This window comes from Nioella ostreopsis (assembly GCF_004000255.1).
GTDB classification, from domain to species: Bacteria; Pseudomonadota; Alphaproteobacteria; order Rhodobacterales; family Rhodobacteraceae; genus Nioella; species Nioella ostreopsis.
Window position 1 is genome coordinate 24,166 of the sequence record NZ_RCIQ01000013.1, and the last position, 18,542, is coordinate 42,707.

Here is an 18,542-nt window from a genome sequence, read left to right on the forward strand (position 1 = left end):
TTGCCTGTATTAAATAAAGTGCGATCTGGACAATTTGTCAAGCGGATTGCGTTTCGCTGTCCTGCTGTCCACGATTGATATTGAGTGCTTCGTGAACTTCATAAAGCGTATAACGTCCGCCGCCATACAGGATCAGAGGCACCGAGAAGACCGAGACCAGGGTTATCTTGACGGCCAATGCGGGATCTCCGTCGGGGTTGGTCATGATTGCGGGCAGGACCAGGAGCGCCATCGACATAGCGGCGACCATCGAAGTGCGAATGCCCAGGATCAGCCAGAAGCTCAGAACGAAGAAGAGTGCGGCCAGTGCGGCAGAGTGGTACTCCAGCCCCTCCATGCTGCCGACGACCGTCGGGACGTTGCAATCCCTGAGCTGCGGAATCAGGCCGATGGCGGCCTCGATCATGAGAGTCGCCGAGAGGCAGACCCGGAAGTTCAGGCGGAGCCATTCGGTAAGGTTGTTCATCGTCTCTGTCCCGTTAAGGTTAATTGCTCGATATGGTCAGTCTCTTCGCCAATTGGGGCAGGACAATGCCGCTGAAGGGGAACCTTCGGGGAGATTTATGCCCAACACATGCTTCAATGGTTTGGTCGTGCCAGTATTGTTTTCAAATTGGAAACCAGACCTGAACTTTTAGGCAGGTCTCTGCCTTAATTCCCGGTGAAGTCGCAGCGAAACACCGGCATTGTTTATCGGGTTTCAGGAACGAACCGGGATGGCTGTCGAGCCATGCAAAAACGCCGCGCCCCCTTTACGGAGAGCGCGGCGCCTGGGCACACCCGCTGGAGCAGGGCGTTAACCGGTCGCGGTGAGATCGGTAAAGATGTTGTCAATCGGGTCAGGAAGATTGGCGGCCAGCTTGCGACGGCTGACGAAGGCGGCGACCGGTGCGATTGTGGGCAGCGTGGTCTGCGGCGCGGGCGTCACGGCTGCCGGACGCGGCCGGTGCGGATGATCGACCGGAGCCACCCGGCGCGGCGTCACCTTGCGGCGAATGGCGCTGCGCATCCGGTGGTCACGCGGCGCGTTTTCCGCATAGGTCAGCATCAGGGCCGCGATCAGCACGAGGTCACGCCAGAAGGTGCCAAGCTCATCCGCGACGCCCAGTTCGATCATCCGCAGGTAGCTGGCAAAAAGCGTCATTAGGCCAAGCACCAGAGCGGCGGGACGCATGTAGAGGCCGATCATGACAAGAAAGGCGAGGGCAAAGACCATCATGGCCGCCAGTGGCTCGGCCACATGGGACGGCAACACTTGCTCGGCGAGGATGGTCAGGTTGGTGCCGGGGATCAGATTCAGCCCGACAGCGAGAAAGTAAGAGGCGATGACGATCCGCAGCAGGTTCTGGGCGGTGGCATTCAGCGTGATGCGTTCGGCACTCGGGTTGGTCATGACCAATGTCTTCTCTGCTTGGCAGCCTTGCAGACTGGTTGTCGCCCCCCGGCGTGTCGCCCCAGTGAGACCAATCTGGGTCCGAATTCTGGCGGTTTTATAATGTATTTGAGGTAAAGCCGGTGCATTCGCGGGGCAGGGCAGGGGCGGAAATGCGGCCGGACTGTGGCCAAGCCTGAAAACGCGACCGCCGCAGGCAGAACTGCCCGCAGCGATTGGCATTAACCAATATGGCGACATCAGGCGACGGCTGAGTGGGAAAGACGGCTATCGGCCAAGAACGCCCGGCTCCATGCGCAGCAAAGGCGAGGTAACCGCCTGCCATTGCGAGGTTTTTCAGGAAGGAGCGTAGACATTGAGGTGGTTCCTTCGAGCTGATGTCTTCTGTCTGCTCGGGTGATGTCTCACCTCTCGCCTGTTCCTCAATGCGCAATCTTGCGCGTATTCCCGCTGTTTATGTGCCTTTCTGTGGCGGCTCGGGTTGAATCAGATCCCACCGGTTGCCGTAGAGGTCGCGGAAAACGGCCACCGTGCCATATGCCTCGCGCCGCGCGTCTTCCTCGAACGTTACACCAGCGGCCAGCATCCGGGCGCGGCTGGCCTCGAAATTATCGGTGTGCAGGACATAGCCCACGCGCCCGCCCGCATGCTTGCCGACAGCGCCAATCTGCTCGCCGACGGCGCGGGCGATCAGGAACTGGGTCGCCGCACCGGCATCCGGGGCCATGCGCACCCATCTCTTGCCGCCGCCCATATCGGTATCTTCCAGAAGCTGCCAATCTAGCGCTGCGCGGAACCAGGCAATCGCGTCGTCATAGTCGCGGGCCAGAAAGGCCACCAGCGCCAGGCGGTTGGTCACGCCTTGCGTTCCAGCGCCGTGGCGATGCGATCCAGCAGGGCATTCTGTTCGCGCAGCAGCGCATTATGCGCCTCTTGCTGCTCAATCTGCCGGGTCTGGTTGGTGGTCACCTTCTCGGTTTCCGCCGTGTGACGCGCCAGATAGTCTTGATACCGGCCCGATTGATAGCGGGCCAGCAGCACCATCGCCAAGATGACCGCCCCTCCAAACAGGAAGAGCGGGCCCCAGTCACTCATCGGCATCGCTGTCCTCGTCATCGCCCTGTTCGGCAATCCACGCGACCGAGACGACCTCTTCGCCCTTGGCGGTGTTGAACACCTTCACCCCGCCCGCAGAGCGCGAGCGGAAGGAAATGCCCTCGACCGGGCAACGGATCGACTGCCCCTTGGAGGTCGCCAGCATGATCTGGTCGCTTATCTCGACCGGGAAGCAGGCCACGAGCGCGCCACCGCGCATCGCCTTGTCCATCGCCGCGACGCCCTGACCACCCCGGCCACGCACCGGATAGTCATGCGACGAGGACAGCTTGCCCGATCCCTTGGCGGTGATCGTCAGGATCAGATCTTCTGCCGCTGACATCTCGGCATATTGTTCGGGGCTGAGCGCGGTGTCGGCCACGGCTTCCTCGTCGCTGTCTTCGACCTCTTCTGTCACACCGGCCACGGCGCGGCGCATCTTGAGATAGGCGGCGCGGTCTTCGGCACTGGCCTCGAAATGGCGGATCACGGCCATGGAAACGACAGTGGCATCACCCGACAGGCGAATACCCCGGACACCGGTGGAATCGCGGCCCTTGAAGACGCGCACATCGGTGGTGCGGAAGCGGATCGCGCGGCCCGCGTCGGTGACCAGCATGACATCATCGTCTTCGGTACAGATGCGGGCATTCACCATGCTGACGGACCCATCCTCGGGCAGTTTCATGGCGATCTTGCCGTTCGCGCGCACATTGGCGAAGTCCGACAACTGGTTGCGCCGGACATCGCCCGCCGAGGTGGCGAAGACGATCTGCAATTCGTCCCAGTGATCCTCGTCGCGGTCGATGGGCAGCACCGCCGCGACGGACACGCCGGTCGGGATCGGCAGGATGTTGACGATCGCCTTGCCCTTCGAGGTGCGCCCGCCCTGCGGCAGACGCCAGGTCTTGAGCTTGTAGACCATCCCGTCGGTGGTGAAGAACAGCAGCGGCGTGTGGGTGTTGGCAACGAACAGGTTGGTGACGACGTCGTCTTCCTTCAGCCCGCCGCCCGACAGCCCCTTGCCACCGCGCTTCTGGGCGCGGAAATCGGCCAGAGGCGTGCGCTTGATGTAGCCGCCCGAGGTCACGGTCACGACCATGTCTTCGCGCTCGATCAGGTCCTCGTCGTCCATGTCGCCGGACCAGTCCACGATCTCTGTCCGGCGTGGCACGGCGAATTGGTCCCGCACTTCGGCCAGTTCGTCCGAGATGATCTGCATGATCCGTTCACGGCTGGCGAGGATGGCAAGGTAGTCCTTGATCTTGGCGGCAAGCTCCTGCAGCTCGTCGGTGACTTCCTTGACCCCGATCTGGGTCAGACGCTGCAAACGCAGTTCCAGGATCGCGCGGGCCTGGGTTTCCGACAGGTTATAGGTCCCGTCGTCGTTCATCGTGTGGGTCGGATCGTCGATCAGCCGGATGTAATCGGCGATCTCGCCCGCAGGCCAGCGCCGCGTCATCAGCGCCTCGCGTGCTTCGGCGGCGTCGGCAGACTGACGGATGGTGGCCACGACCTCATCGACATTGCTGACAGCAACGGCCAGCCCGCACAGAACATGCGAGCGTTCACGCGCCTTACGCAATTCGTAGGCGGTGCGCCGGGCAACCACGTCTTCGCGGAAATCCAAGAACGAGGTCAGGAACCGCCGCAAGGTCAGCTGTTCCGGCCGTCCGCCATTCAGCGCCAGCATGTTGCAGCCGAAATGGGTCTGCATGCTTGTAAAGCGGAACAGCTGGTTTAGCACCACCTCGGGCGTCGCGTCGCGCTTCAGCTCGATCACCACGCGCACGCCGACCCGGTCGGATTCGTCCTGGACGGCGGAAATGCCCTCCAGCTTCTTCTCGCGCACCAGATCGGCGATCTTCTCGATCATCGAGGCCTTGTTGACCTGATAAGGGATTTCGTCGAGCACGATGGCGTAGCGATCCTTACGGATCTCCTCCACCCGCGTCTTGGCCCGGATGATGACGCTGCCGCGCCCTTCCAGATAGGCCTTGCGTGCGCCGGTGCGCCCCAGGATGATCCCGCCGGTGGGAAAGTCGGGGGCAGGGACGTATTCCATCAGCTCTTCGCTGCTGAGATCGGGGTTCACGATCAGTGCCTGACAGGCGTCGATCACCTCGCCCAGATTGTGCGGCGGGATATTGGTGGCCATGCCCACGGCAATACCGCCCGCGCCATTGACCAGCATATTGGGGAAGCGGGAGGGCAGGACCGTCGGTTCCCGATCCTTGCCGTCGTAATTGTCCTGGAAATCGACCGTGTCCTTGTCGATATCGGCCAGCATGAAGGCGGCGGGCTTGTCCATCCGCACTTCGGTATAGCGCATGGCCGCCGCGTTATCGCCGTCCATCGAGCCAAAATTGCCCTGACCGTCGAGCAGCGGCAGCGACATGGAGAAATCCTGCGCCATGCGCACCAGTGCATCATAGATCGCGCTGTCGCCATGGGGGTGGTATTTGCCCATCACATCGCCCACGGGACGGGCCGATTTCCGATAGGGCTTGTCGTGAGTGTTGTTGGTCTCATGCATCGCATAGAGGATGCGCCGATGAACCGGTTTCAGCCCGTCGCGCAGATCGGGGATCGCGCGGGAAATGATCACGCTCATCGCGTAGTCGATGAAGCTGGTCTTCATCTCCTCGGCGATGGAAATCTGGGGGCCATGGTGTGCCGGGGCTACGGGTCCGGTTTCATCCATGTTTTCAGGGGGTTCTGGGGTGTCGGTCACGCCTGATGCTCGCTTCTGTCCGCGCGTCTATATGTTGTTGTCGGGCAGTATAGAGGGCCGGGATATGGGGTGCAATGGCAATGGGCTTGAACCTTTGGCACTCACATCGGCTGACGGATAACAGATTGATTTACTTGATTTTTAATCTGTTGTTGGCATGATTTCCGTCAGAGCAGCTAGACAGGAGGTAAAAGATGCCGGACACCCCGACAGAACTCATGCTGAAGGGCTATGGGCTGACCGTGGCCGAAATGTTCTATCACATGCCAGATTATCCGCATGTCCTGAACAGCTTCATCTGGCAGGATTACGACCTTGCGCCGGACCACCCGAAACTCTTTTCCTTCATCGAGTTCTGGCAGGAAGAGATCGAGGGTCCGCTGCATTCGGTGCGCTTTACCCATCGCAAGCTGATCGGCCCTGGCGAATGGCGCAATGTGGTCGGGGAGTTCACCCTTCATTAACCCCGGCTGCCTTTCATCTTGGCCCAAATACCTCAGGGGGGTGCGGGGGGAGGATCCCCCCGCGGGTCGACGACGTAAGGCGGCGAAACACCCTTATCCCTTGGCGCGCTGAACCATCCCGAACAGGTCGCGCGGGTCATCCGGGTCCGCCAGCATGTCCAGCTGCGCGAACAGCTCCGTCCCTTCCAGCCGGTCGCGCACATAGCGGAGCGCCGAGAAATCCTCGATGGCGAAGCCCACGGAATCAAACAGCGTGATCTGCTGGGGCGACACGCGTCCCTCTGCCTCGCCCAGAATGACCTGCCAAAACTCGGTCACCGGGTGATCTTCCGCCAACTGCTGGATCTCTCCCTCAATCCGTGTCTGCGGCGGGTATTCCACGAAAATGGATGACCGGTGCAGGATCGCGGGGGCCAGTTCCGTCTTGCCGGGGCAGTCGCCGCCGATCGCGTTGATATGAACGCCTTCGCCGACCATGTTGTCGTTCAGGATCGTGGCATATTGCTTGTCGGCGGTGCAGGTGGTGATGATCTCGGCCCCCTCCATGGCCTCCTCAGGCGTGGCGCAGGTGACGACGGTCAGCCCCTGACCGGTCAGGTTGCGCGCCGCTTTTGCCGTCGCAGCCCGGTCGATGTCGTAGAGCCGCACGGTGTCGATTCCCACGACGGCCTTCATGGCAAGCGACTGGAATTCCGACTGTGCGCCATTGCCGATCATTGCCATGGTCTTTGCGCCCTTCGGGGCGAGGTGTTTTGCGACCATGGCCGAGGTCGCGGCGGTGCGGATCGCGGTCAGAACCGTCATTTCGCTGAGCAGCGTCGGATAGCCCGTCGCCACATCCGCCAGCAACCCGAAGGCCGTCACGGTCTGCAGACCCGACCGGGTGTTGGTCGGGTGGCCGTTCACATATTTGAACGCATATTGCTCGCCGTCCGAGGTCGGCATCAACTCGATCACGCCCTCAGCCGAATGCGCCGCCACACGCGGGGTCTTGTCGAAGAGCGGCCAGCGGAGGAAATCCTCTTCGATATAGGCGGCCATCTCCACCAGCATCCGTTCCAGCCCGATGGCATGGACAAGCCGCATCATGTTCTCGACGGACACGAAGGGAACGTAAGCACGATCAGAGGGTTGGGGCAGGGTGTTCATGCGGCGAAACTCCGGGTCGGGCGGTCAAAGACGCGACGGCCCATCAGCGATGCGGTGAGGTCGACCATCAGCGACGCGGTGCGGCCGCGTTCGTCGAGAAAGGGGTTGAGTTCGACAAGATCGAGCGAGGTCACAAGCGCGCTGTCATGCAGGATCTCCATGACCAGATGCGCCTCGCGGAAGGTGGCGCCACCGGGCACCGTGGTGCCAACGGCAGGGGCGATGGAGGGGTCGAGGAAGTCCACGTCGAGCGACACATGCAGCAGGCCATTGGCCGCCTCCACCCGTTCAAGGAACTCTCGCAAAGGGGCGGCGATGCCGTGTTCGTCGATGGCGCGCATGTCCTGCACGTCGATTTCCGTCTCGGCCAGTGCCTGCTTTTCCTCCAGATCGACGGACCGCAAACCGATCATGCAGACGCGGTCCTGCGGCACGGGGGCGGTCAGGGCCGGGAAGTGGTCGAAGCCGGGCAGGCCGGTGACATAACCCACGGGCGTGCCGTGCAGGTTGCCGGACCCGCTGGTCGCGGGGGTGTGAAAATCGGAATGGGCATCGAGCCAAAGGACGAACAAGGGACGGCCCTGCGCCTGAGCGTATTCCGCGACACCCGCCACCGTGCCGAGCGACAGGCTGTGGTCGCCACCTAGGAAGATCGGGAAGCCCTCGGCCATCGCGTCCCGCGCGGCGGGGATCAGCGCCTCGGTCCAGGCGACGGTTTCCGCCAGCGCGTGCACCTTGCCCGATGCAGGAAGGTCCTTGAGCGGGGCCTGAGCCACATCGCCCAGATCATGGGTGTCCATGCCGAGCCGGGTCAGGTGTTCGGCAAGACCGGCGGTGCGGAAGGCGTCGGGGCCCATCAGGCAGCCACGGGTGCGTTTGCCGCTATCCACTGGGGCGCCGATCAGAAGGCAGGGTTTTGAAGTCATGTTGAAATGGTCCTGAATGCGCGTTTTCCCATGGGTAGCGCCCGGATCGGATTGGACAGAAGCGCTCAGAGTGGTCATATTGGAGTTTAATTGAGCGAAATGGATATCAGTTATGACCGAAATGGATGATACAGATCGCCGGCTGCTCGCGGCGCTGCGTCGGGACGGGCGAGCCTCTGTCTCGGACCTCGCCATTGACCTCGGCGTGACCCGCGCCACGGTCCGCGCGCGGATGGAGCGGCTGTCCAAGGCTGGAGAGATCCGGGGGTTCACCGTTGTCACCCGCGGCGACATTGCGCAAAGCCCGGTCAGGGCGCTGACCATGCTGGGGATCGAAGGGCCGGGGATGGACCGCATCCGGCGGCAATTGTCAGGACGGCGAGAGGTTCAGGCTGTGCATTCCACCAATGGCAAATGGGATCTGATCGTGGAACTGGGCACCGAGACGCTGGAGGCGCTGGACGCCGCGCTGAGGGATATCCGGCGGCTGGAGGGCGTCAGCACCTCGGAAACCAGCCTATTGCTGTCCACCAGCCGCTACAGCCGGATCTGAGGGCGCAAGAAACCCGAAGCTGTCCGCACTGGCCTTGCGCCATGAAAGAACAAGGCGTCTGTCGAAGCTGACCGAATCCGCGACCGGATGCAGGTTGCGAGCCTCAATATCCGCCTGAACGATCCTCTCCGGCAGATAGGCGGCGCCCCCGTCGTGGCGCATGTGGTCCAGCGCCCAATCGGGGGTGGAAAAGGCCAGCGCGGCGCTCTCATCGCTGGGCCAGGCTTCGGCATGCTGGGCGCGGAAGAGGGGGCCGTAATCGACATAGATGTAGTGGCTCTGCCACGGCACATCTGGCGCGGTTGTCACGAGGATCAGCCGGTCGGTCGCGAAGTCCCGATGGTCGATCCCCGCGCCGATCACCGGTTCGGGCAGCAGGGCCGCGTCGCTCATCCCGCTTTGCAGCCAGGTGTCCGCATCACGGGCGAGGCCCGACCAGATTTCGATGGCGGTTTCCGGGTGATCCCTGCGGATCGAGTCGATCCAGCGCTGCCCCAGCCCCGTCCACAGCCCCGGATCGCAGACGAAGCTGAACAGCCGCGTCACCCCGCGTGGCAGGTTCGCCCTTGCGCGGGCATTGTCCCAGGTGCGGGCGATGACCTCTGCCTGTTCCAGAAACGCAAAGCCCGCCTTGGTCAGGGTCGCCCCTTTACGTGAGCGGATCAGCAATTGCGCCCCGAGCGCCTGTTCCAGCGTGTCCAGCCGGGCCGTGACGGCGGATTGGGTGACATTCAGCTGCTCTGCCGCGCGGTTGAGGTTGCGGCAACGGACAACGGCCAGAAAGGTCTGAATTGCGGTGATGTTCATACGCAGATAATGCAAGAACTTTGAATTACTGCATAGATAAAATCCGTTTTCCAGATTCAAAACCTCGTGCCACTCTGACCCCATAACAGGGAGGTGCGCGATGGAGTTTTCAGCCCAACTGTCTTCGGACTACCCCGACAAAACCTATGGTGGCGACAGGGTTTACGGCGACATGCTCGACCAGGCGGTGCTGGCCGACCGGATGGGGTTCGACGCGGTGTCGATCACCGAACATCACCTGATGAATTGCCTGATGATGCCCGCGCCGCTGCAGTTCGCCGTCAAGATCGCGGCGATGACCAAATCGGTGAAGATCATGACCTCGATCGTGGTGCTGCCGCTGCATGACATGCGGATCTATGCCGGTGAGGTCGTGGTGGCGGACATTTTCACCGAAGGGCGCCTGCTGCTCGGCGTGGGACGCGGGGCGTTCAAATACGAGATGGAACGGCTTGGCGTCCCGATGGAGGAAACGCAGGCGCGGTTCAATGAATCGCTGTCTGTTCTGCAGGCGCTGCTGACCGAGGAGGAGGTCAGTTGGGACGGGGACTATTACAAGTTCGATCCCATTACCGTCATGCCGCGCCCCGTGCGCCCCGGTGGACCGCCGATGATGATGGCGGTGATGAACCCGGAAGGCATCTACCATTGCACCAGACGCGGCTTTCACATCCAGACGACGCCGCTATCGGGCAATCACCAGTTGCTGCTGGATCAGGTGGGCGCGTTCAACCGGGCCAAGGCGGATATGGAGGGCGCGGGCGACGGGCTGACCCTGACGCTGTCGCGCGTGGCCCATGTGGCGAGGACGCCGGCGGAACGGCAGCGCAAGGTGGAGGCCGCTCATCGTTATTACGGGCGGTTCGACAATGTCTTCACCGGGCCGGGGCTTGTGGATAATGGCATGGTGCGGGAATTGCCCTGCGCGACGCCGGTGGACGAGCTTGGGGAAAGCCTGCTCATCTGTACGCCGCAGGAAATGATCGACAAGCTGGGGCCCTATGCGGATCTTGGTATCGACCGGGTCATCCTGAACTTCAATTTCGGGCTGGACCCGTCCGACACGCTCGACGCGATCCAGTGTTTCGCGGAAGAGGTCATGCCCCATTTCACCGGTAGGCCCGCCAGTGTGGCCGCCGAGTAACCCATTGAAAGGACATATATCATGCCGATCATCCGAGTGGAGATGTTCCCCGGTCGAACCACGGACCAGAAGCGAGAAATGGTGAAGGCGCTGACCGATGCCTTTGTCGCCACGGCGGGCGGCACCCCGGCCAGTGTCCATGTGGTCATCACCGATATCGAGAAATCAAACTGGGGCACCGGGGGAGAGCTGAACTCCGACCGGTTCCCGGATTAGGGGGCGGACATGAGCGAAGCGATGGACTGCGAATACACCGTACAGGGCGAAGGGCCGCCGCTCTTCCTCATTCACGGGATCGGGGCTGCGCGGAACACATGGGCGCGGGCGCTGCCGGTGCTGACCCCGCATTTTACCGTGGTCACTTATGATTTGCGCGGGCACGGGGCGTCGCCGATGCCGGATGGCGCGTTCGGGCTGGATGAACTGGTCGCCGATCTGGAGCGGGTGCGGGAGCGGACAGGCTTCGAGACCGCGCATTTCGCGGGCCATTCGCTCGGTGGCATGATCGGCCCGGCCTATGCGCTGAAATATCCTGACCGGGTGTTGTCGCTCGGGCTGCTGTCCACGGCGGCGTTCCGCACCGAAGATGACAGCGCCAAGGTCTGGGGCGTGGTGCGCGCGATGGAGGAGAAGGGCATTCCGCAGGTGCTGGAAACGCTTTCGGATCGGTGGTTCACCGACGGGTTTATCGCGGCCCACCCGGATGTTGTGCGCAACCGGCTGAAACAGGTGGTGGACACCGATCCTGACGTGTTCCTCAACGTCTTCCGCATCTATGCGGGGACCGAAATGGCCCCCTGGCTGCACGAGGTCACGGCGCCGTCACTGGTGCTGACCGGCGAGTTTGACGGCGGCTGCAATCCGCGTCTGAACCGGTTGATCGACGAGGCGCTGCCCAATTCGGAACTGGTGATCCTGCCCGACCTCAAGCATTCGCTGCTGCTGGAGGCCGGGGAGGTGGTGGCCGAAAATATTCTGCGTTTTGTGCGGACGCTGAATTAGGGCTTGGGACGGCGCGGGGGCGTTGTCCCGCCCTTGCGCGGCTTCGATCCGGGTTTGTTCAGACCCGCCTTGCCCGCGCGGGCGGGCTTGGGCTTGGCTCCGGGGCGCTCGAACCGCTTGGACGGATCGGCAGCGGATACGCGCGGGGCAGGGGCTGCGGCGGGCTTGTCCCCGCGCGGTTTGTCGGAGCCGGGCTTATCGGACCGGGGCTTGCCGCCCTCTGGCTTCGGCCCACGGGGTTTGTCAGACCTTGGTTTGTCAGACCGGGGCTTGTCTGCCCAAGGCTTGGCCCCGTCGCCTTTGGGCTTGCGCGGCTTGTCGAAGGATTTGCCCTTGGGGCCATCCGTCGGTTTTGCACGCGGCTTGCCCTTGGGCGCGTCACCATCGCGGCGGGGTTTGCCGAGGGGCTTGACGGCGTCCTTGAGATAAGCGTCACGCTCGGCGGGCGTGCGGCGCGGTTTTGCCTCGCGCTCCGGTCGGTCTTCACGCGGTGCGCGGCGCGGCTTGTCATCGCGCGGGCCAGAGGATCGGGGGCCGGGGCGCGGACTGCCGCCGGGTTTCGGCGCGCGGGGCATTGCGGCGAAATCGGGCGCGCTGTCCATGGCGCGCACCGTGATGCCCTCATCCAGTTCCGCGCCATTGCCATAGCTGCTTGCGAATTTGGCGGCACTTGCCTCGGTCAGTTCCACGAAGGTTTCCGATTGCTGAACGCGGATCGCGCCGATGGCGTCCTTGTCGAGATTGCCGGCGCGGCATAGCAGCGGCAGCAGCCAGCGGGCCTCGGCCCGGTCATTCGCGCCAACTGACAGGGCGAACCAGCGGCTCGGGCCGAAGGGCTTGCGGTCTTTCGGGGCGGGGCGCGCGTCGGGGGGGCTCAGCTCCTCGGGCGCGGAATGGCGGCTGCGATAGAGCCTCAGATAGGCGGCGGCCACGGCTTCGGGCTTGTGCAGTTCCAGCAGGCGGGCGGCGAAGGCGGCCTGATCCTCTGTCGCGTCTTCCTGCCACGCCGGATCGTTCAGCAGCCGTTCCTCATCCTGCCGCAGAATGTCATCTGCCGAGGGTGGCACCGTCCATTCCGCCGTGATCTTGGCCCATTTCAACAGGCGCTCGGCCTTCTTGACGATCTTGGGAGGCACGATCAGCGCGGAAATCCCCTTGCGCCCGGCGCGACCCGTGCGGCCGGACCGGTGCAACAGCCCTTCGGCGTTCGAGGGCAGATCGGCATGGATCACCAGTTCAAGGTTCGGCAGGTCAATGCCACGGGCGGCCACATCGGTGGCCACACAGACGCGGGCACGCCCGTCGCGCATCGCTTGCAGCGCATGGGTGCGTTCGCTCTGGCTCAACTCGCCCGAGAGGCTGACAACCGAAAAGCCCCTATTGGCGAAACGCGCGGTCAGGCGGGCCACCGCGGCGCGGGTATTGGCAAAGACGATGGCGTTCTCCGCCTCGTGGAAGCGCAAGAGGTTGATGATGGCGTTTTCCGCATCGACCTCGGCCACGCGCAGGGCCTGATAGGTGATATCGGCGTGCTGGCGGCCGCCGGTCTGGGTGCTGACACGAACGGCGTCGCGCTGGTAATGCTTCGCCAGCGTCACGATCATCGGCGGCACGGTGGCCGAGAACATCAGGGTGCGGCGATCCTCGGGCGCTTCGCCGAGCATGAATTCCAGGTCTTCGCGGAAGCCGAGATCGAGCATCTCATCGGCTTCGTCCAGCACCACGGCGCGCAATTGGCTCATGTCGAGCGTGCCGCGCTGGATGTGGTCGCGCAGCCGCCCCGGCGTGCCCACGACAATATGCGCACCGCGTTCCAGCGCCCGGCGTTCATCGCGGAAATCCATACCGCCGACGCAGGAGGTCACCCGCGCACCGGCCTTGGCATAAAGCCAGCTCAGCTCGCGCATCACCTGAAAGGCGAGCTCTCGTGTGGGGGCCACGACCAACGCCAGCGGCGCCTCTGCCGGGCCCATTGTGTCGGCCTCGCCCAGAAGCGTATGCGCAATTGCAAGGCCAAAGCCCACGGTCTTGCCCGATCCGGTCTGCGCAGAGACCAGCAGGTCGGCATCCTGAAGCTCCGGGTTGGTCACGGCCTCCTGCACGGAGGTCAGGGTGTCGTAGCCGCGTTCCGCAAGGGCGTCGGAAAGTGTCTTGATCATTGGGAGGGTCTATCCGTCAGGGTCAGGCGTGGTCGCGGCGGTGTGGTCCGGCGTCGCGGTCACGGGAAAAAACGGACGTCTAACGCCTGATCCGACGAATGTATACAGGGAAAGCGTGATGCGGTGATGATTATCCCACGCTCACGCCCGGCGGGCGGCCATGATCCAGACGCCCATGAGCACCAGCGAGATGATGGCGTTATAGTTGGCCATGGACAGACCGAAGAGCTGCCACGAAATTTGATCGCAGAGCACAATGGCCTCGCCGCAATTGGGGTCGAGCAGCCCACATTCAGAGGCGCTCAGATCCACCCCGCGAGAGGTGCAGGAGGCCGGTCCGATCCACCAGCCCCGTTCCACGCCGGAATGGAAGATGGCAAGCCCCGTGGACACCGCCATGTTCAGAACCCCAATCCAGGCAATCAGCGCTTTGGGAATGGCCAGCCCGACAATGCCCAGAAGGATGCCGATCCGATGCGGCCAGCGCTGCCAGAAGCACATCTTGCAGGGCGCCACACCCACCACATACTGAAAGAACAGCGCCCCGAAGAACAGCCCGGCAGAGCCCAGAGCGGCCAGCAGGACAAGGTTGCGTCGGGTAAGCGTGCTGAGAGAGCTCATAGGTATTTCACCAGGAAGAATCCGCCCACAAGCAGTAGCACGAAGATCGTGAACATCAAGCCGAGGCGGCGTTCGATGAACTCACGAATGGGTGCGCCGAATTTCCACAGAAGCGCTGCGACGATAAAGAACCGCAATCCCCGTGCGATGACGCTGGCCACCATGAAGACGCCGAGATTCAACTGCGTGACCCCCGACATGATGGTGATGACCTTGTAGGGGAAGGGCGTGACCCCCGCGATCAGCACGGCCCAGGCCCCGAATTCGTTGTAGCGCGTGGCGAAGTCGTCGAAATAGGCGTCCTTGCCATAGAATTCGAGAACCGGGCGGCCCACGCTCTCAAACAGGCCATAGCCGATATAGTAGCCCAGAAGCCCGCCAAGCACGGAGGACACGAGGCAGACCGTGGCGATCAGAAACGCCCGTCGCGGGGCGGCGATGATCATCGGGATCATCAGGATATCGGGCGGAATCGGAAAGACCGAGCTTTCCAGAAAGGACACGATGGCCAGCGCCACCAGCGCATAGCGATGTTCGGCCAGGCTGATCGTCCAGTCGTATAATCCGCGGATCATATGCGTCTCCTGAAAATGCCTGCCCGCGATGCCCGATCTCGGCGCGGTGGTCAAGCGCGCTGCGTCAGTGGGCGGGCTATGCGACGCGGACAGGACGCGCTATGCCAAGACAATAGGCAGAAGGTGCAGAAGGAGAGGCAGGCCATGACGGTCATCATCGCGGGCGCAGGGATTGGTGGGCTCAGCCTGGGGTTGTCGCTGCAACAGGCGGGCATTCATTTTCATATCGTCGAAGCGGTGGAGGTGATCAAACCTCTTGGCGTCGGGATCAACCTGCAGCCTCATGCGGTGAGAGAGCTGTTTGAACTGGGGCTTGAGACACAGCTGGACCAGATCGGGCTGCGCACCGCCGAGGTCGCCTATTTCTCGCAACAGGGCGGGTTGATCTGGTCGGAACCGCGCGGCCTGGATGCAGGATATCACTGGCCGCAATACTCGATCCATCGCGGCGAGTTGCAGTTCCTGCTCTACAGAGAGCTGCTGTCGCGCTGCGGGGCTCAGGCGATCACATTGGGGGCCGCGCTGTCCGGATGGGACGAGGATAGCCACGGCGTCGTGGCGCATCTGGTCAACCGCCGGACGGGCGCGCCCCTGCCGGACCTGCACGGGCTGGTTCTGGTCGGCGCGGATGGCATCAATTCGACCCTGCGCGCGACGCTTTATCCCGATGAAGGCCCGGCCCATTGGCGCGGCACGATGATGTGGCGCGGTGTGACGCGGGCCAAGAGCTTTCTGACCGGGCGGAGCATGGCGATGGCGGGCACGGCGGATCGCAAATTCGTCTGTTACCCGATCCAGGAATTCGAGGATGGGGATCTTCGGATCAACTGGATCGCCGACCTTGCCAAGCCCGCCGACTACCAATGGAACCGGCAAGACTGGAACCGCGAGGGGCACCTGCACGATTTCGCGGATCATTTTGCCGACTGGAGCTTCGACTGGCTGGACATTCCGGCCCTGATCCGGGACGCGGAAGGCATCTGGGAATACCCGATGGTCGACCGCAATCCGCTGCCCCGCTGGAGCCATGGGCGCGTGACGCTTCTGGGCGATGCGGCCCATGCGATGTATCCGATCGGGTCGAACGGGGCGACGCAGGCGATTCTCGATGGCCGGGTTCTGGCGCGGGAGCTGCTGAAGCATGGGCAGGGGGCAGAGGCGCTTCAGGCCTATGATGACGACCGTCGCGAGCCGGTGAATGCGCTGGTGCTGGCCAATCGCGGCGACGGGCCGGACGTGGTGCTGGACAAGGTCGCCGAACGTGCCCCTGAGGGGTTTGGCGACATCTCGGAGGTGATGAGCCGCGAGGAACTGGCCGAGATCGCCGGGGCCTACAAGAAAATCGCAGGCTTCGATGTGGATCGGCTGAACGCGCGGCCGGGGGTGATGGAGTTGTAGAGGCAATGTAGAGGGCCTTCAGAGATCCGGTTTGGATCGAGCGCCGCGAAAGGCGCTTCGAAGCGCCTTTCACCTCCCATTCGACCTGGTGTGACAGGTTCGGCCCGGCGCGAGGGATCGAGCGTCAAGCGGGCCTGCCGGGATGCGATCCGCCTGCGTTCTGTCGGAGATGGGCATTCGAATGCCCATGAAAGGCGCTTCGAAGCGCCTTGGCGCAGCGTTCGGCTCGTGCCTTCGGAACGTCTCTGAAACGCTCCGCTCATGGGCTGCGATCGCGATGATGGGACCATCGGCGGCACAGCTCACACTGCCGATTGCGACGATGTGCAAGAATCCACGGCACAGCTTCTCAGCCGGAGGGATGTCGCCTATGTTGATGTCAGATCGGCCCGCAATAACTGTTTCCAGACAAGGATCACCGCTGCGCCATGACACCCAATTACGACCGCATCCCCGAGACTGCTCTGACCTGGCATCGCCAGGGCAAGGGCGCGGCGCTTGCCACTGTCATTGAAACATGGGGCAGCGCGCCCCGTCCGGTTGGCAGTCAGCTGGTGATTTCGGGTGAGGGGGACATGGAAGGCTCGGTTTCGGGCGGTTGCGTCGAAGGCGCGGTTGTCATCGAGGCGATCGACTGCCTGGAGGGCGGTACCGCGACGGTGCTGGAATTCGGCGTCGCGGACGAACAGGCCTTCGCCGTGGGTCTGGCCTGCGGCGGGCGCATTCGGGTGCTGGTGGAACCGGTGGGACGGGTGATCCCGGTCGAGATGCTGGAGGCGCTGGTCGATGCCCGCGCCGGGCGCGAACAGGTGGCCTATGTGGTCAACCCCGATACGGGGCAGCGGCGGCTGGTGACCGGGCAGGGCGATGTGCTGGAGGCGGAAATCGCCGAGCGGTTCCGCACCGATAAATCGGGATTCGAGGGCGACTGGTTCATCGGTATTCACAACCCGCCCCTGCGCATGGCCATCGTCGGCGCGGTTCATATCGCGCAGGCGCTGGTGCCGATGGCGCGGCTTGCGGGCTATGACCCGGTGGTGATCGACCCGCGCCCCGCCTTCGGGGCAGAGGCGCGGTTTCCAGGCGAGACGCTGATGGAAGACTGGCCGGACGAGGCGCTGGCGGCCTACGGGCTGGATCCGCGCACCGCGGTCGTGACGCTGACACACGATCCCAAGCTGGACGATCCTGCGATCCGCGCGGCATTGGGGTCTGACTGTTTCTACCTTGGCTGCCTTGGCTCGACCCGGACCCATGCCAAACGGGTGGAGCGGTTGACCGAAGCGGGCTTCAGCGCGGACCAGATTGCCCGCATCCACGGCCCCGTGGGTCTGGATATCGGCGCGCAGGGACCGGCGGAGATTGCCATTTCGATCATGGCGGAAATCACCAGCCGGTTGCGCAAGGCATGAGGTTCGGGCCGGTTCCCCTGCATGAAGCTGAAGGGACGGTCCTGGCCCATTCGGTTCAGTTGACCAAGGGGCGGCTGCGCAAGGGCCGGATCCTGAGCCGCGATGATATCGCGCTCCTCGCTGCCAATGGTCTGACTCGCGTGACGGTGGCGCGGCTGGACCCCTCCGACATAGAGGAAAACGAAGCCGCCCGCCGCTTGGCCGCCGCACTGGTCCCTGATCCGGAGGCGGCGGGGCTGGAGGTGCAGGAGGCCTTTACAGGCCGCGTCAACATCCGCGCCACGCGGCCCGGTGTTGTTGCCATCGACGTGGCGGCGGTCGAGGCGTTGAACGCGGTCGATCCGATGATCACGCTGGCCACCGTGCCGCGCTGGCAGCGGGCCTGGCCGGGAATGATGGTGGGGACAGTCAAGATCATCGCCTATGGGGTCGATGAGGACGCGCTGACACGGGCCGAGGCGGCCGCCCGCAATACGCTTTCGATCCGGCCCGTGGAGCTGCACAGCGCCGGGTTGATCGTCACAGAGGTTCCCGGCGACCCTGTTTCTCCCGAAGACAAGGGCATTCGCGCCGTGGCGGGGCGGCTGGATGCGCTTGGCATGACGCTGGAGACCGTGCGGATCGTGGCCCATGACACCGGCGCAATCACCAGGGCGCTGACGGATCTGCCGGGCGCGTTGAAGCTGATCCTGACGGCCTCGGCCACTTCTGATATCCACGACGTTGCGCCCTCGGCGGTGGTTGCCGCGGGCGGGCGGATCACCCGCTTCGGCATGCCAGTCGATCCCGGTAACCTGTTGTTTTTAGGCCAAATGGGTTCTGCACCCGTGATCGGACTGCCCGGTTGTGCCCGCAGCCCGGCGCTCAATGGGGCCGATTGGGTTCTGGAACGGGTTGCCTGCGGGGTGTCCGTCAGCGCAGCCGATATTTCGGCCATGGGGGTGGGGGGATTGCTGAAGGAAATCCCGACCCGGCCACAGCCCCGCGCCGGACGCAACCCAAACGGGTAGCACCAGCGGAAACGATCAAATTTTGACCATCCAAAAATTTTTTCATTTGTCCTTCAACGATTCCGTGCTTGGATAATTCCATAACCAAGGGAGGAATTTC

20 protein-coding genes are annotated in these 18,542 nt (G+C 63.3%); 9 read left to right on the plus strand and 11 right to left on the minus strand.

Annotated features, from left to right (window positions below):
- Window positions 1-37 precede the first annotated feature (37 nt).
- From EP237_RS13915 to gyrA, 5 genes are all read right to left on the minus strand, one after another.
- Window positions 38-466 carry a hypothetical protein gene (locus EP237_RS13915; protein WP_127561510.1) on the minus strand — a complete coding sequence of 143 codons (429 nt, stop codon included), beginning with the start codon at window positions 464-466 and terminating at the stop codon, window positions 38-40.
- 330 nt (window positions 467-796) lie between these two features.
- Window positions 797-1,393: a hypothetical protein gene (locus EP237_RS13920; RefSeq protein WP_127561511.1), complete on the minus strand. Its 597-nt coding sequence runs from the start codon at window positions 1,391-1,393 to the stop codon at window positions 797-799.
- Between the two features lie 454 nt (window positions 1,394-1,847).
- Window positions 1,848-2,252: a VOC family protein gene (locus EP237_RS13925; RefSeq protein WP_127561512.1), complete on the minus strand. Its 405-nt coding sequence runs from the start codon at window positions 2,250-2,252 to the stop codon at window positions 1,848-1,850.
- Window positions 2,249-2,488: a hypothetical protein gene (locus EP237_RS13930; protein WP_127561513.1), complete on the minus strand. Its 240-nt coding sequence runs from the start codon at window positions 2,486-2,488 to the stop codon at window positions 2,249-2,251. Before EP237_RS13930 ends, EP237_RS13925 begins: the two co-directional genes overlap by 4 nt.
- Window positions 2,481-5,222: a DNA gyrase subunit A gene (gene gyrA / locus EP237_RS13935; protein ID WP_127561514.1), complete on the minus strand. Its 2,742-nt coding sequence runs from the start codon at window positions 5,220-5,222 to the stop codon at window positions 2,481-2,483. The genes EP237_RS13930 and gyrA overlap by 8 nt, the downstream gene beginning before the upstream one ends.
- Window positions 5,223-5,416: 194 nt before the next feature.
- Between gyrA and EP237_RS13940 the strand changes: the two genes are divergently transcribed.
- On the plus strand, window positions 5,417-5,686 hold the full coding sequence (locus EP237_RS13940; RefSeq protein WP_127561515.1) for an usg protein: 270 nt from the start codon (window positions 5,417-5,419) through the stop codon (window positions 5,684-5,686).
- 93 nt (window positions 5,687-5,779) lie between these two features.
- On the opposite strand, the gene EP237_RS13945 is transcribed toward EP237_RS13940, so the two are convergent.
- Both EP237_RS13945 and rocF read right to left on the minus strand, forming a co-directional pair.
- Window positions 5,780-6,826, minus strand: coding sequence for an ornithine cyclodeaminase (locus tag EP237_RS13945; RefSeq protein WP_127561627.1), 1,047 nt, complete (start codon window positions 6,824-6,826; stop codon window positions 5,780-5,782).
- Window positions 6,827-6,831: 5 nt separating this feature from the next.
- A complete protein-coding gene (rocF, locus tag EP237_RS13950; protein WP_127561516.1) occupies window positions 6,832-7,761 on the minus strand; it encodes an arginase in 930 nt (309 codons plus the stop codon).
- A gap of 121 nt (window positions 7,762-7,882) precedes the next feature.
- Between rocF and EP237_RS13955 the strand changes: the two genes are divergently transcribed.
- On the plus strand, window positions 7,883-8,314 hold the full coding sequence (locus EP237_RS13955) for an Lrp/AsnC family transcriptional regulator (RefSeq protein ID WP_127561628.1): 432 nt from the start codon (window positions 7,883-7,885) through the stop codon (window positions 8,312-8,314).
- Here the strand turns inward: EP237_RS13955 and EP237_RS13960 are convergent.
- Entirely contained in the window at window positions 8,279-9,121 is an 843-nt protein-coding gene (locus EP237_RS13960; RefSeq protein ID WP_164744712.1) for a LysR family transcriptional regulator, read from the minus strand. The genes EP237_RS13955 and EP237_RS13960 overlap by 36 nt on opposite strands.
- Before the next feature lie 100 nt (window positions 9,122-9,221).
- Here EP237_RS13960 and EP237_RS13965 point away from each other — a divergent pair, with 100 nt between their 5' ends.
- The 3 genes from EP237_RS13965 to EP237_RS13975 are packed head-to-tail and all read left to right on the plus strand — an operon-like array spanning window position 9,222 to window position 11,267.
- Entirely contained in the window at window positions 9,222-10,265 is a 1,044-nt protein-coding gene (locus tag EP237_RS13965; protein ID WP_127561518.1) for an LLM class flavin-dependent oxidoreductase, read from the plus strand.
- 3 nt (window positions 10,266-10,268) lie between these two features.
- Complete coding sequence (locus EP237_RS13970; protein ID WP_276317004.1) at window positions 10,269-10,481, plus strand: 4-oxalocrotonate tautomerase; 213 nt, start codon at window positions 10,269-10,271, stop codon at window positions 10,479-10,481.
- A gap of 9 nt (window positions 10,482-10,490) precedes the next feature.
- Window positions 10,491-11,267 (plus strand): alpha/beta fold hydrolase, encoded by a 777-nt coding sequence (locus EP237_RS13975; RefSeq protein WP_127561520.1) that lies wholly within the window; start codon window positions 10,491-10,493, stop codon window positions 11,265-11,267.
- Here EP237_RS13975 and EP237_RS13980 read toward each other — a convergent pair.
- From EP237_RS13980 to EP237_RS13990, 3 genes are all read right to left on the minus strand, one after another.
- On the minus strand, window positions 11,264-13,426 hold the full coding sequence (locus EP237_RS13980) for a DEAD/DEAH box helicase (RefSeq protein ID WP_127561521.1): 2,163 nt from the start codon (window positions 13,424-13,426) through the stop codon (window positions 11,264-11,266). The two genes, EP237_RS13975 and EP237_RS13980, sit on opposite strands and share 4 nt — an antisense overlap.
- Window positions 13,427-13,567: 141 nt before the next feature.
- Complete coding sequence (locus tag EP237_RS13985; RefSeq protein WP_127561522.1) at window positions 13,568-14,047, minus strand: disulfide bond formation protein B; 480 nt, start codon at window positions 14,045-14,047, stop codon at window positions 13,568-13,570.
- On the minus strand, window positions 14,044-14,622 hold the full coding sequence (locus EP237_RS13990; RefSeq protein WP_127561523.1) for a YqaA family protein: 579 nt from the start codon (window positions 14,620-14,622) through the stop codon (window positions 14,044-14,046). Before EP237_RS13990 ends, EP237_RS13985 begins: the two co-directional genes overlap by 4 nt.
- A gap of 144 nt (window positions 14,623-14,766) precedes the next feature.
- Here EP237_RS13990 and EP237_RS13995 point away from each other — a divergent pair, with 144 nt between their 5' ends.
- From EP237_RS13995 to EP237_RS14010, 4 genes are all read left to right on the plus strand, one after another.
- Complete coding sequence (locus EP237_RS13995) at window positions 14,767-16,020, plus strand: flavin-dependent oxidoreductase (protein WP_127561524.1); 1,254 nt, start codon at window positions 14,767-14,769, stop codon at window positions 16,018-16,020.
- Between the two features lie 261 nt (window positions 16,021-16,281).
- Window positions 16,282-16,452, plus strand: a complete 171-nt coding sequence (locus EP237_RS14000) for a DUF1203 domain-containing protein (protein ID WP_127561525.1) — start codon at window positions 16,282-16,284, stop codon at window positions 16,450-16,452.
- Window positions 16,449-17,432: an XdhC family protein gene (locus EP237_RS14005; protein WP_127561526.1), complete on the plus strand. Its 984-nt coding sequence runs from the start codon at window positions 16,449-16,451 to the stop codon at window positions 17,430-17,432. Before EP237_RS14000 ends, EP237_RS14005 begins: the two co-directional genes overlap by 4 nt.
- Entirely contained in the window at window positions 17,429-18,442 is a 1,014-nt protein-coding gene (locus EP237_RS14010; RefSeq protein ID WP_127561527.1) for a molybdopterin-binding protein, read from the plus strand. Before EP237_RS14005 ends, EP237_RS14010 begins: the two co-directional genes overlap by 4 nt.
- Window positions 18,443-18,542 lie beyond the last annotated feature (100 nt).